The following is a 12,310-nucleotide window of genomic DNA, read 5'->3' as shown; positions in this document are numbered from 1 at the left end:
CATGTCATTGACCGCCCTGAGCATCACTGTCCTCAGCGCCGACCCCGTCGGCAGCGCCCAGTTCTACTGCCGTCACTTCGGCTTCTCCCCCACCGCCGAACTGGACTGGTTCGTCAGCCTGCAGCACCCGGCCCTGCCCGGCCTGCATCTCGACCTGCTGCGCCAGGGCCACCCGGCGGCCGGACCGGTCCTCAGTCGGCAGCAGACCACCGGGGTCATGCTGGCCCTGATCGTCCCGGACGTCGAATCGGACGTCCGCCGTCTGGAAGAGGCCGGACTGAACTTCGTTCTGCCCGTCACCACCGAACCGTGGGGCCAGAAACGCGCGCAGGTGCAGGCGCCCGACGGCGTGACGGTCGAACTGCTGGAATTCGTGGCGCCGGACCCCGAGTGGCTGTCGCAACAGGCCGCCTCCCCCACCTGACCTCAGCCGGGTCAGGGCGTGGGCCTCCGGTCAGGTGAGCCACCCTGGCCCCGCCGCCTTACTTCCCGACGCAGAAGTTCCGGAACACGGCGTCCACCACGTCCTCCTGCACGTCCCGGCCGGTCAGTTCGGCCAGGGCGCGCAGGGCTTCTTCCAGCTCGTACCCGGCCAGGTCGTCCGGGAGGCTCCGGGCCGCCTGGATGTGGGTCAGGGCGCGGCGGGCGGCGTCGGCCTGCCGCTCGGTGGTCAGCCACGCCTCGCCGCGCGCCGTGTCGCCCAGCAGGGCCAGCTGGACCGCGTCGCGCAGGGCGGGCAGGCCCTCGCCGGTCACGGCGCTGACCTCCAGCGCGTCCGGGGCGGTCCAGGCGCCCGGCAGGTCGGCCTTCGTCCGCACGCGGATGACGCGGGCGCCGCTCAGGTCGGCGGGCAGCGCCTCGCGGGGGGCGCTGCCGTCCTCCAGGGCCAGGACCAGATCGGCGGCGCCCGCCAGGCTCAGCGCCTGCCGCACCCCGGCGGCCTCGATGGCGTCCCCGGTCTCGCGGATGCCCGCCGTGTCCACCAGCGTGACCGGCACCCCGGCGAGTTCCACGGCGGCCTCCAGGTAGTCGCGGGTGGTTCCGGCGATGGGCGTGACGATGCTGCGTTCAAAGCCGAGCAGGGCGTTCAGGAGGCTGCTCTTGCCCGCGTTGGGCCGCCCGATCAGCGCGAGGCGCGCGCCGCGCGTGGCGACCTGCCCGGCCCGCGCGGACGCCAGCAGGTCCCGCAGGTCCGCCTCGGCCTGAGCCAGGGGAAGGATACGGTCCTCGTCGGGCACGCCTTCCTCGGGGTAGTCGAGAAGTGCCTGAATGGCCGCCAGGGTACGGGTCACGCCCCGCGCCACGCCGTCCACCCGCTCGCCCAGTGCGCCGCTGAGGCCCAGCGTGGCCTGCCGGCGGGCGGTGTCGGTCTGCGCCTCGATGAGGTTCAGCACAGCCTCGGCCTGCGCGAGATCCAGGCGGCCACTCAGGTACGCGCGCAGCGTGAACTCGCCGGGCCGGGCGGGGCGCGCGCCGCAGTCCAGGGTGGCCTGGAGGACGCGGGCCAGGACGGCTGGACTGCCGTGCGTCTGGAGTTCGGCGACGTCCTCGCCGGTGTAGCTGCGCGGCCCCTTGAAGATCAGGCACAGGCCCTCGTCGAGCACCTCGCCCGAGGCGTCTAGCAGGTGCCCGAACAGGAACCGGCCGCCAGGCGTGCGCGAGGGCCGCCGCTTCCCGCGGAAGACCCGGTCGGCGACGGTCAGCGCCGCAGGGCCGCTGACGCGCACGATACCCACGCCCGCGCTGCCGGGAGCGGTGGCGATGGCGGTGATGGTGTCTTGCAGGCCGGAGCGGGTCACGCGGGCAGGGTAGCGCATGGGGGGGCGCCGCCGCCCGGACCGGGCCAGTGTCACGGGCGACTGGGCGCGGCCGGCCTGACCGCTGGCCGGGCGGATGAGGGACGGCGTTCATGGGACGGCGAGCTTTCTCATGCGGGCGCTCTAGCATGCTCACCATGCGTCTTCCCCTGAGTGCCACCCTGTCGCTGGCCCTGCTGGCCCCGGCCAGCCTTGCCCAGACCGCCCCGGCCACGACCGCCCCGCCGGTCAAGGGCGCGGCCTCCACGGCAACGAACAAGACGGTCAGCGCCCTGGCCGTCGAGGTCGGCTCGGTCGTCAAGGGCCGCCTGATGGACTGCCCCGCCAGCCTGAAGCTCAGCGTGAACGCCGTGTGCCTGTACGTGCAGACGCCCGCCGCGACCCTGCGCCCGCTGGTCAAGGGCAAGCTGGCCGCCCGCGCCGGGGACTGGAAAACCACCGGCAAGGCGAGCGTGCTGCCCGTCAAGGACACCCCGGCGAACTTCGTGCTGCTCAGCGCGCTGGGCGACAAGGAGACGCTGGTCGTGGTGGACGCGGCGCCCACTGTCAAGGCCGCCGCCGCACCGGCCAGGGTGGCCGCGCCCGCCGGGGTCGTCAAGGGGCAGCCCTATGTGCTGGGCAGTGACCTGGTGGGCGTGGTGAAGGTCAGCGCGCTGGGGGGCGGGAAGTACCGGCTGTCGAACGCCGATCAGGGCACCCTGACCGTCACGGTGGGCGCGCGCGCCGCGCAGACCGACGCGGGGGCGGTTGAACTGCCGCTGGCGCCGGCCACGGACGGCAAGAACCTGATCTTCCCGCTCGCCGGCCTGCGGGCGCTGGGCTGCACCGCCACCCCGAACGGCGGCGTCCTGACGGTGGCGTGCGGGTCCGACAGCGTGGGCCTCAAACCCATCGTGTTCTGAAGCGGCAAGGGACAGCACGACAACACCGGGGGGCCTGCGGGCCCCTCTCGGTTTGGCGTCCCTGGGGGTCTTTACCTGTTCTTAGGGGACGGCCCCGGGGGAACGCAGGCGCATGCGGGGGCGTACTGGTGGGCGGTAAGCTGCGGGCCGAGCCCGAGCCCCATCTCACAGGAGGAACCAGCATGAGTATCCTTGACCGCCTGTCGCGCCTGCTGCGCGCGAACGTGAACGACCTGATCAGCAAGGCCGAGGACCCCGCCAAGATCATCGACCAGGCGCTGCGTGACATGCGCGCCGCCTACGCCGAGGCGCGCAGCGAAGTGGCCGCCGCCATGAGCCAGAACGCCAAGCTGGAACGCGAGGCGAACACCAACCGCCGCATGGCCAGCGAGTACGAGAAGAAGGCCGAGGAGGCCCTGCGCGGCGGCAGCGAGGAACTGGCGCGCGAGGCGCTGCGCCGCTCGCAGAACGCCAAGGATCTCGCGGCGGGCTTCGAGGAGCAGCTCGGCGTGCAGTCGCAGACGGTCGAGCAGCTCAAGACCCAGCTGCGCGCCCTGGAAGCCAAGATCGACGAGATGGAAAGCAAGAAGTCCCTGCTGGCCGCCCGGCAGAAGACCGCGCAGGCCGGGGCCACCCTGGACCGCGTGTCGGGCTTCAGCAAGGCCGGCGGGGCGATGGACGCCTTCGAGGAGATGGAGCAGAAGGTTTCCGGCATGGAGGACCGCAACCGCGCCATGCAGGACCTGCGCAAGGAGAACGACTTCGACGCGCAGCTCAAGGACCTGGGGCGCGGGCAGGCCCTCGACGACGCCATGGCGGCCCTCAAGGCCAAGGTGCAGGGCGGGGGCGGCAGCAACAGCGGCAGCTGAACAGGCCAGGGTGGGGCGCGCGGGCGAGAGCTGGTGCGCCCCACTTCCTGTTCACGGGGCAGGTCATTCCACGGAGCGGAGGACAAGATGCAGACACGGATCGGCAAGGGACGCGCGGCGCTGCTGGCCACGCTGCTGGGCACGGGAAGCTGGGCTGCCGGACAGACCGGCGCGCCGGGGGTGACCACCGCGCAGGGGCCGGTGCAGGGCGTCACGAAGGGCGCCGTCACGCAGTACCTGGGCCTGCCGTACGCCGCGCCGCCCACTGGGCCCAACCGCTGGCGACCGCCGCAGCCGGCCCCCACCTGGACCTCCACCCGCGCGGCCGACCAGCTGAGTCCGGTGTGCACGCAGGTGATCTCGGCGCTGTTCGCGCTGCCCAGCGAGACCGTGGGGGACGTGAAGGGCCAGGAGGACTGCCTGTACCTGAACGTGTACGTGCCGCAGGGCCGCCCGGGACCGCTGCCGGTGATGGTCTGGATTCACGGCGGGGCGTTCGTGAACGGCTCGGCCGGGCTGTACGACGCCTCCGAACTGGCGCGGCGCGAGGGCGTGATCGTGGTCACTCTGAACTACCGCCTGGGACCGCTGGGCTTCCTGGCCCTGCCGGAACTGGATCAGGAATCCACGGACGGCACGAGCGGCAACTACGGCTTCATGGACCAGCAGGCGGCGCTGCGCTGGGTGCAGGCCAACATCGCGGCGTTCGGGGGCGACCGGAAGAACGTCACGCTGTTCGGCGAGTCGGCCGGCGGGTACAGCATCTGCGCGCACATGGCCTCGCCCGGCTCGGCGGGGCTGTTCCAGAAGGCCGTGATCATGAGCGGGCTGTGCGGCAGTCCCGGGAACACGGTCTCCGCGTCCGAGGCGGCGCAGCGGAACGTGGCGTACGCCTCTCGCCTGGGCTGCCAGAAGGACACGCTGGCGTGCCTGCGCTCGCTGGATCCGGCGCGGCTCGCCAAGGCGAAGGTGCCGGGGGTGCGCCCGCTGTCGAATCTGGTGTGGGCGCCGGTCCACGGGGGTGAGGTGCTGCCCCGGCCGCTGCTGGAGACCTTCCAGAACGGGGTGTTCAACAAGGTGCCGGTCGTGGCGGGCACCACCCGGGACGAGGGGCGCCTGTTCGTGAAGGTGGGCGTGCCCGAGGGCCGCACCATGTCGCTGCCGCTGTACTGGGGCGCGGCGGGGCTGCTGACCGGCGTGCCGAACGTGACCCGCGCGCTGCGCGAGTACCCGGGCCGGGGCGAGGGGACGCCCGCGCTGGCGTTCTCGAACATGTTCACGGACGTGGTGTTCGCCTGCCCCGCCGTGAACGTGGCGGGCGCCCTGTCGCGCTTCGTGCCGGTGTACGCCTACGAGTTCGCCGATCCGCAGGCCGCGACCGAGATTCCCAGCCCGCCGGACCTGCCGGGCCTGGGGTCGGCACATTCGAGCGAACTGGTGTACCTGTTCCGCACGCGCCTGCCGGGGCTGGGCGATCCGGCGGCGTTCACGTCCGCGCAGGCGGGCCTTGCGGACGCGTTCGCGGGGGTGTGGGGGCGTTCGCGCGCGCCGGGCAGCCGGGCTGGACGGCGTACGACGCGGCGCGCGGGAACGTGCAGGTCTTCACGCCGTCGGGCAATGCGCCCAGCACGACGTTCGTACAGGACCACAGGTGTGACTTCTGGAACGGCCTGAAGCTGCCGTAACGCCGTCACGGGAAGAGGGAGCCGCAGCGTACCCGCGCGGCTCCCTCCCCCTTTGGGAGGACGTTCGTCAGGGGAACTTCATGTTTGCTGACAGAATGAGGGCGATGAGGCGTTCTAAGCTTGGTGCCATGCCCGCCCCCCGTTTCCCGCTCGCTGCCGTGCTGGCCGGCGCCCTGTGCGCCGCGCTGGGGTCATGCGCCCCGCAGGCGACCGCCCCCGGCACGGTGCAGAGCAGCACGCCGCTGACCCGCGCGTCCTTCTACCCGCAGGAGACCGGGTTGCAGTGGGCCTACCTCCCGGAGGGCGAGGCGGCGGGCAGCACGCCCTATGTGGTGCAGAACCTGGGTCCCACGCTGTTCGGGGGCGAGGCGGTGAACGCGTCTCGCATGACCGGGCGCGGCGCGGACCAGACGTGGTACCGCGTGACCGACGCGCAGGGCGTGAAACTGCTGGGCATCCGCAAGCCGGGCGTGACCGTGCGGCTGCAACCGGCGTGGCTGGAATACCCCGCGCCGGACGCGTGGCGTGCGGGCCTGACCTGGCAGGGGCAGAGTCAGGTGACGCTCGTCGCGGACGACGGCAGCGTGAAGGGCAGCGGCACGCTGTCGTACTCTTACCTGGTGCAGGAACGCCGCGCGGTGACCACGCCGGGCGGGCGTTTCGACGTGTGGGTGGTGACGCGCCAGATCAGCGACACGGTGGGCGGGCTGTTCCCGGCCACCCAACAGCTGTGGTTCACGCCTTTCGTGGGCGAGGTGCGCACGCCCGAGGGGCTGCTCCTGACGGAGCGGAACTTCGCCGCGCGTTCAGGAGGACAACCATGACCGATTCCGTGAAACCGTCCGGCACGCCGCTGCTGGACCGTGTGAGCAGCCCAGACGACCTCAAGACGCTCTCCCGTGAGCAGCTGCCCGCACTGGCGCAGGAACTCCGGGACGAGATCACGCGGGTGTGTTCGGTGGGCGGGCTGCACCTCGCGTCGTCGCTGGGCGCCACCGACCTGATCGTGGCGCTGCACTACGTCCTGAACTCCCCGCGCGACCGAATTCTGTTCGACGTGGGGCATCAGGCGTACGCGCACAAGATGCTCACCGGCCGCCGCGACCAGATGGCGACCGTGAAGAAGGAGGGGGGACTGTCGGGCTTCACGAAGGTCAGCGAGTCCCCGCACGACGCGATCACGGTCGGGCACGCCAGCACCAGCCTCGCCAACGCGCTGGGCATGGCGATGGCCCGCGACGCGCTGGGCCAGGACTACAAGGTCGCCGCCGTGATCGGGGACGGCAGCCTGACGGGCGGCATGGCGCTGGCGGCGCTGAACACCATCGGGGACATGAACCGCCGGATGCTGATCGTCCTGAACGACAACGAGATGAGCATCAGCGAGAACGTCGGCGCGATGAACAAGTTCATGCGCGGCCTGCAGGTGCAGAAGTGGTTCCAGGAGGGCGAGGGCGCCGGCAAGAAGGCCATGGAGGCCGTCAGCAAGCCCCTGGCGAGCTTCATGAGCCGCGCCAAGAGCTCCACGCGGCACTTCTTCGACCCGGCCAGCGTGAACCCCTTCGCGGCGATGGGCGTGCGCTACGTCGGCCCCGTAGACGGACACAACGTGCAGGAACTCGTCTGGCTCATGGAGCGGCTGGTCGATCTGGACGGGCCGACCATCCTGCACGTCGTCACGAAGAAGGGCAAGGGCCTCAGTTACGCCGAGGCCGACCCGATCTACTGGCACGGCCCGGGCAAGTTCGACCCCAGCACCGGCGAGTTCAGCGCCAGCAAGGCATACTCGTGGAGCAACGCCTTCGGGGACGCCATGACCGAACTGGCCGCGCAGGACCCGCGCACCTTCGTGATCACGCCCGCCATGCGCGAGGGCAGCGGTCTGGTCGGGTACTCGAAGGCGCACCCGAACCGCTACCTGGACGTCGGGATCGCCGAGGAGGTCGCCGTGACGGCCGCCGCCGGAATGGCGTTACAGGGCCTGCGCCCGGTCGTGGCGATCTACTCGTCGTTCCTGCAACGCGCCTACGATCAGGTGCTGCACGACGTCGCCATTGAGCACCTGAACGTCACGTTCGCCATCGACCGCGCCGGGATCGTGGGCGCGGACGGCGCGACCCACAACGGCGTGTTCGACCTGAGCTTCCTGCGCTCCATTCCCGGCGTGCGGATCGGCCTGCCGAAGGACGCGGCGGAACTGCGCGGCATGCTGAAGTACGCGCAGACGCACGACGGTCCCTTCGCGGTCCGTTACCCGCGCGGCAACACCACACCCGTTCCCGAGGGCACCTGGCCCGAGCTGGAGTGGGGCACCTGGGAACGCGTGCAGGACGGGGATGACGTGGTGATCCTCGCCGGCGGCAAGGCGCTGGAATATGCCCAGAAGGCCGCCGCCGACCTCGACGGCGTGGGCGTCGTGAACGCCCGCTTCGTCAAGCCGCTGGATGAGGCGATGCTGCGCGACGTGGCCCGCACGGCCCGCGCGATCATCACCGTCGAGGACAACACCGTGGTCGGCGGCTTCGGCAGCGCCGTGCTGGAATTCCTGAACGCCGAGGGGATCAAGACCCCCGTGCGCGTCCTGGGCATCCCCGACGAGTTCCAGGAGCACGCGACCGTCGAGAGCGTCCACGCCCGCAGCGGCATCGACGCGCAGGCCATCCGCACCGTGCTCGCCGAACTCGGCGTGGACGTTCCCATCGGGGTGTAACAGGTTGAAAGTTGATGGTTGATGGAGGGCCGCTCACTTCTATCAACCATCACCTTTTACCCATCTACCCGCGCACCTCGCCGTTGCCTTCCACGACCCACTTGGTGGTGGTCAGTTCGCGCAGGCCCATGGGGCCGCGGGCGTGGAGTTTCTGGGTGCTGATGGCGACCTCCGCGCCCAGACCGAGCTGGCCGCCGTCGTTGAAGCGGGGGCTGGCGTTCACGACGACTGCCGCCGAATCGACATCCTCGATGAACCGCCCCGCCTGGGCTTCGTCGCGGGTGAGGATCACGTCGGTGTGGTTGCCACGCGCGGCGATGAAGTCCAGCGCCTCCTCGAAAGAGGACACGGTCTTCACGCTGGCGGTCAGGGCCAGGAATTCCGTGCCGTAATCGGCGGCCGTGGCGGGGTCGCTGCTGATCCCGGCGTCGCTCAGGGCGGCGTGGGCGGCCGGGTCGGTGCGCAGGGTCACGCCGTGCGCCTGGAGGTCGCGGGCGATGTCCGGCAGGGCGTCCAGCGCGCGCTCGTGGATCAGGAGGGTGTCCAGGGCGTTGCAGGCGCTCGGTTTCTGCACCTTGGCGTTCCGGACGATCTCCAGGGCGCGCGCGCGGTCCTCGGGGTCGCGGGTGAAGCTGGGGTCGAGGTACACGTGCACCACGCCGATGCCGCCCACGATAACGGGCACGGTGGCGCTCTCCACGCAGTAGCGGTGCAGGCCAGCCCCGCCACGCGGAATGATCGCGTCGACCAGATCATCCAGTTTCAGGAGGTCCAGCATGCGCTCGCGGGCCGGGTCGCGGATGACCTGTACTCCGTCTGCCGGGAGGCCCTGACCGCGCAGCGCGGCGTGGATCACGGCTTCCAGCGCGGCGTTGCTGCGCACGGTCTCCTTCCCGCCGCGCAGGATCACGGCGTTCCCGCTCATGAGGGCCAGCGCGGCGACGTCCACGGTCACGTTCGGGCGGCTCTCGTAGATGACGCCCAGCACGCCCAGCGGCACGCGCCGGGTGCTCACGCGGATGCCGCTCGGCTGCACCTGCGCGGGGGTGGTCTCCCCCACCGGATCGGGCAGGCGCGACACGGCCTCCACGTCCGCCGCGATACCGTCCAGCAGGCGGGCGTCCAGGCGCAGGCGGGCCACCATGGCTTCGGGCAGCCCGGCCTCCACGGCGGCCTGCACGTCCTGCGCGTTCGCGGCCAGGATGGTGGGCGCGTTGGCGCGCAGTCCGGCGGCAATGGCGTGCAGCGCGGCCACCTTGCGCGCGGTGGGCAGCGACCGCAGCACGCGGGCGGCGGCGCGGGCCCGCACGCCCATCTCCCGGACGCTCAGGTTGTGGGGGGACGACTCGCTCATCCCGCCAGCGTAGCGCGCCCCTCCCGCCCGGCCCGGCGCGCGGTACAGACCTCCTGCGCCCTGCTGCATTCAGTGTGCGCTGGGTTGCCCATGGGCCTCACGGGCCTCCGGTAAGGTGGGGGGCATGACCACCGAGTTGCAAGCTGCTGTTCTACCCGCGCCCACGGCGCAGTCGGAGGCGCTATTCGCGCGCGCGCGGGCCGTCACGCCGGGCGGGGTGAACAGTCCGGTGCGGGCCTTCCGCAGCGTGGGCGGCACGCCGCGCTTCATCGCCCGCGCGGACGGCGCGTACCTGACCGACGCGGACGGCACGCGCCTGCTGGATTACATCGGATCGTGGGGGCCGATGATCCTGGGCCACAACCACCCGGCAGTGCGGGGGGCGATCGCGGACGCGCTGCAGTACGGCACGAGTTTCGGCGCGCCCGGCGAGCGGGAGGTGCTGCTGGCGGAACTCGTGACGCGCCTGACGGGCGTGGACCGCGTGCGCTTCGTGAGCAGCGGCACCGAGGCCACCATGAGCGCGCTGCGGCTGGCGCGTGGCGTGACCGGCCGGAAGTTCATCGTGAAGTTCCGCGGGAACTACCACGGGCACGCGGACGGCCTGCTCGTGGAGGCCGGGAGTGGCCTGCTCACGAACGCGGACGGGGCGCTGGGCGCGGCCGCCCCGAGCAGCGCGGGCGTGCCCGAGGAGTACGCGGGCCTGACGCTGGTGAGCGAGTACAACGATCCGGCGGCGCTGGACGCCCTGATGACCGCGCGCGGCTCGGAGGTGGCGGCCGTGATCTTCGAGCCGGTGGTGGGGAACGCCGGGGTGCTCATTCCCACACCGGAGTTCCTGGCGGCGCTGCACCGCGTGAAGACCCACGGGGCGCTGCTCATCGCGGACGAGGTCATGACCGGCTTCCGCCTGTCGCTGGGCGGCGCGACCGGCCTGCTGGGCCTGCGCCCGGACCTGATCTGCTGGGGCAAGATCATCGGCGGCGGCCTGCCGGTGGGGGCGTACGGGGGCCACGCCGAGGTGATGGATTTCGTGTCCCCGCAGGGCCCGGTGTATCAGGCCGGGACGCTCAGCGGGAACCCGCTGGCGATGGCGGCGGGCCTCGCGACCCTGAGCGCGCTGGAGGCCGACCCGGACCTCTACGCGCGGCTGGGGGCATACACCACCGCTCTGGCGGACGGCCTGCGGGACGCGGCGTCAGCGGCGGGCGTGCCGGTCAGCATCAACCACATCGGCAGCATGCTGACCGCCTTCCATCTGGACGCGCCGGACGGCAGCGTGCGCACGTACACGGACGCCGCCGCGAGCGACACGAAGGCCTTCGCCCGCTGGTTCCAGGGCATGCTGGGCCGGGGCGTGTACTGGGCGCCCAGCCAGTTCGAGAGCATCTTCGTCAGTGGCGCGCACGGCGACGCGGAACTGAACGCCACGCTGGACGCCGCGCGCGCCGCTTACCAGGACCTGGGCGCATGACGCTGGTGACGCAGACGGCGCAGGTGCGGCAGATCCTCACCGAGCACCGGGTGATCGCCGTGGTGGGCTTTCACCACGACGCGATGAAACCCGCGTACTACGTGCCGGAGTACATGCACCGCCAGGGCTACACGATCATCCCGGTGAACCCGGCGCTGGCGGCGCGTGGCGAGAGCTTCTTCGGGCACAGGGCGGTGGCGACCCTGGCGGAGATCACGACCCCGGTGGACATCGTGGACGTGTTCCGCCGCAGCGACAAGGTGCGCGGGCACCTGCCGGACATCCTGGCCATGCCGACCCCGCCGAAGGTGGTGTGGTTGCAGCTCGGCATCCGTGACGACGCGACCGCCCGCGAACTCGCGGCCCATGGCATCGACGTCGTGCAGGACCGCTGCCTCCTCGCCGATCACCGGGCGCTGCTGTAACGCATGCAAGGCGTGCTGATGGTGGGTGCGGGCCTGGGTGGGCTGGCAGCGGCGCGTGACCTGGGCGCGGCGGATCAGCACGTCACGCTGCTGGACAAGGCGCGGGGCGTGTCGGGCCGCGCCGCCACCCGCCGCGTGACCCTCCCCGACGGGCGGGAAGCGCGGCTGGATCACGGGGCGCGGTTCTTCACCGCTCGCCACGACCGCACCCGCGCGCTGGCCGAGGCGGGGGTGCGGGAGGGCTGGAACGCCGAGTGGACGCGCGGCATTCCCCGCTGGGAAGAAGGGAACGTTCATGGAGGTGGCGACGGGCACCCCCGCTACGCGCCCCCACAGGGCCTCAGCACGCTGGGCCGCACCCTCGCCCGCGGACTGGAGGTCACCACGGGCGTGACGGTCAGCAGCCTGGAACGCCGCCCGGACGGCTGGCGGGTCCACACCCGCGACGGTGCCACCTGGGACGCCGGGACGCTTCTCCTGAACCTGCCCGCGCCGCAGCTGGCCCCCCTCCTGGCGGACCTCGACCTGCGCGGCAGCAACTCCGAGGGCACCGCCGAACGGGTCGCCGCCGTCGAGTACGCGCCGTGCTGGGCGGCAGGCATCGTACTGGAGTGCGATCTGGAGGCCAGCTGGCCTGCCCTGCGCGCCGATCATCCCGTGCTGGAGTGGCTGGCCCGCGAGCACACCAAACGCCCCGCCGGGCACCCGCCCGCGCTGACGCTGCACGCCACGCCCGAGTGGAGCCGCGCGAACCTGGAGCGCACCCCGGACGAGGTCCTGCCCGAGCTGCTGAGCGCCACTGCCGAGATTACGGGCGACCTCCCGCCTTCCCTGCACACCTTCGCGCACCGCTGGCGCTACGCCATCCCCACCCGCCCCGCGCCCGGCCCCTGCCACTGGGACCCCGAACTACGCCTCGGCTGGTGCGGCGACTGGTTCACCCCCGACGAGCACGGCCCCCGCGTGGAAACCGCGCTGCTCAGCGGCTGGACCCTCGCCCGCCGCGTCACGGGAACGTGAAGGGCTGAGAGTCAAAAGGTCTGAGGGTCCAAGCGTCGAAGCCTTGGACCCTCA

At 71.8% G+C, this 12,310-nt stretch carries 11 protein-coding genes; 9 read left to right on the top strand and 2 right to left on the bottom strand.

Going from position 1 to position 12,310, the window contains the following annotated elements:
• Position 1 precedes the first annotated feature (1 nt).
• Complete coding sequence (locus AUC44_RS05000; RefSeq protein WP_197408582.1) at positions 2-424, top strand: VOC family protein; 423 nt, start codon at positions 2-4, stop codon at positions 422-424.
• Positions 425-482: 58 nt separating this feature from the next.
• Here AUC44_RS05000 and mnmE read toward each other — a convergent pair whose 3' ends face one another.
• Complete coding sequence (gene mnmE, locus AUC44_RS04995) at positions 483-1,799, bottom strand: tRNA uridine-5-carboxymethylaminomethyl(34) synthesis GTPase MnmE (RefSeq protein WP_417926364.1); 1,317 nt, start codon at positions 1,797-1,799, stop codon at positions 483-485.
• 155 nt (positions 1,800-1,954) lie between these two features.
• On the opposite strand from mnmE, the gene AUC44_RS04990 reads away from it, so the two are divergent.
• The 5 genes from AUC44_RS04990 to dxs all read left to right on the top strand — a co-directional run bounded on the left by AUC44_RS04990 (position 1,955) and on the right by dxs (position 7,983).
• Positions 1,955-2,719: a hypothetical protein gene (locus AUC44_RS04990; RefSeq protein WP_082688951.1), complete on the top strand. Its 765-nt coding sequence runs from the start codon at positions 1,955-1,957 to the stop codon at positions 2,717-2,719.
• 182 nt (positions 2,720-2,901) lie between these two features.
• On the top strand, positions 2,902-3,588 hold the full coding sequence (locus AUC44_RS04985) for a PspA/IM30 family protein (RefSeq protein ID WP_062157658.1): 687 nt from the start codon (positions 2,902-2,904) through the stop codon (positions 3,586-3,588).
• Between the two features lie 87 nt (positions 3,589-3,675).
• Complete coding sequence (locus AUC44_RS04980) at positions 3,676-5,262, top strand: carboxylesterase/lipase family protein (RefSeq protein ID WP_062157657.1); 1,587 nt, start codon at positions 3,676-3,678, stop codon at positions 5,260-5,262.
• 139 nt (positions 5,263-5,401) lie between these two features.
• Positions 5,402-6,097, top strand: a complete 696-nt coding sequence (locus AUC44_RS04975) for a hypothetical protein (RefSeq protein WP_062157656.1) — start codon at positions 5,402-5,404, stop codon at positions 6,095-6,097.
• A complete protein-coding gene (gene dxs, locus AUC44_RS04970) occupies positions 6,094-7,983 on the top strand; it encodes a 1-deoxy-D-xylulose-5-phosphate synthase (RefSeq protein WP_062157655.1) in 1,890 nt (629 codons plus the stop codon). Before AUC44_RS04975 ends, dxs begins: the two co-directional genes overlap by 4 nt.
• 64 nt (positions 7,984-8,047) lie before the next feature.
• On the opposite strand, the gene AUC44_RS04965 is transcribed toward dxs, so the two are convergent.
• Positions 8,048-9,337, bottom strand: coding sequence for a glutamate-5-semialdehyde dehydrogenase (locus AUC44_RS04965; protein WP_062157654.1), 1,290 nt, complete (start codon positions 9,335-9,337; stop codon positions 8,048-8,050).
• Positions 9,338-9,461: 124 nt separating this feature from the next.
• Here AUC44_RS04965 and hemL point away from each other — a divergent pair, with 124 nt between their 5' ends.
• Genes hemL through AUC44_RS04950 form a run of 3 tightly spaced genes read left to right on the top strand, consistent with a single transcriptional unit; the run spans position 9,462 to position 12,256 of the window.
• Positions 9,462-10,811 carry a glutamate-1-semialdehyde 2,1-aminomutase gene (gene hemL, locus AUC44_RS04960; RefSeq protein WP_062157653.1) on the top strand — a complete coding sequence of 450 codons (1,350 nt, stop codon included), beginning with the start codon at positions 9,462-9,464 and terminating at the stop codon, positions 10,809-10,811.
• Complete coding sequence (locus tag AUC44_RS04955; protein WP_058976045.1) at positions 10,808-11,236, top strand: CoA-binding protein; 429 nt, start codon at positions 10,808-10,810, stop codon at positions 11,234-11,236. Before hemL ends, AUC44_RS04955 begins: the two co-directional genes overlap by 4 nt.
• Positions 11,237-11,239: 3 nt before the next feature.
• Positions 11,240-12,256, top strand: a complete 1,017-nt coding sequence (locus AUC44_RS04950; protein ID WP_062157652.1) for an NAD(P)/FAD-dependent oxidoreductase — start codon at positions 11,240-11,242, stop codon at positions 12,254-12,256.
• The last annotated feature ends 54 nt before the right edge of the window (positions 12,257-12,310 follow it).

Source organism: Deinococcus actinosclerus (assembly GCF_001507665.1).
Taxonomy (GTDB): Bacteria; Deinococcota; Deinococci; order Deinococcales; family Deinococcaceae; genus Deinococcus; species Deinococcus actinosclerus.
The sequence above is the reverse complement of the archived record's forward strand: the minus strand, read 5'-3'. Positions and strand labels throughout refer to the sequence as shown.

Bases quoted from the DNA above. Each gene is read 5' to 3' on its own strand.
- AUC44_RS05000 (WP_197408582.1), top strand. From the start codon at position 2: ATGTCATTGACCGCCCTGAGCATCACTGTCCTCAGCGCCGACCCCGTC.
- AUC44_RS04990 (WP_082688951.1), top strand. From the start codon at position 1,955: ATGCGTCTTCCCCTGAGTGCCACCCTGTCGCTGGCCCTGCTGGCCCCG.
- AUC44_RS04985 (WP_062157658.1), top strand. From the start codon at position 2,902: ATGAGTATCCTTGACCGCCTGTCGCGCCTGCTGCGCGCGAACGTGAAC.
- AUC44_RS04980 (WP_062157657.1), top strand. From the start codon at position 3,676: ATGCAGACACGGATCGGCAAGGGACGCGCGGCGCTGCTGGCCACGCTG.
- AUC44_RS04975 (WP_062157656.1), top strand. From the start codon at position 5,402: ATGCCCGCCCCCCGTTTCCCGCTCGCTGCCGTGCTGGCCGGCGCCCTG.
- dxs (WP_062157655.1), top strand. From the start codon at position 6,094: ATGACCGATTCCGTGAAACCGTCCGGCACGCCGCTGCTGGACCGTGTG.
- AUC44_RS04965 (WP_062157654.1), bottom strand. From the start codon at position 9,337: ATGAGCGAGTCGTCCCCCCACAACCTGAGCGTCCGGGAGATGGGCGTG.
- hemL (WP_062157653.1), top strand. From the start codon at position 9,462: ATGACCACCGAGTTGCAAGCTGCTGTTCTACCCGCGCCCACGGCGCAG.
- AUC44_RS04955 (WP_058976045.1), top strand. From the start codon at position 10,808: ATGACGCTGGTGACGCAGACGGCGCAGGTGCGGCAGATCCTCACCGAG.
- AUC44_RS04950 (WP_062157652.1), top strand. From the start codon at position 11,240: ATGCAAGGCGTGCTGATGGTGGGTGCGGGCCTGGGTGGGCTGGCAGCG.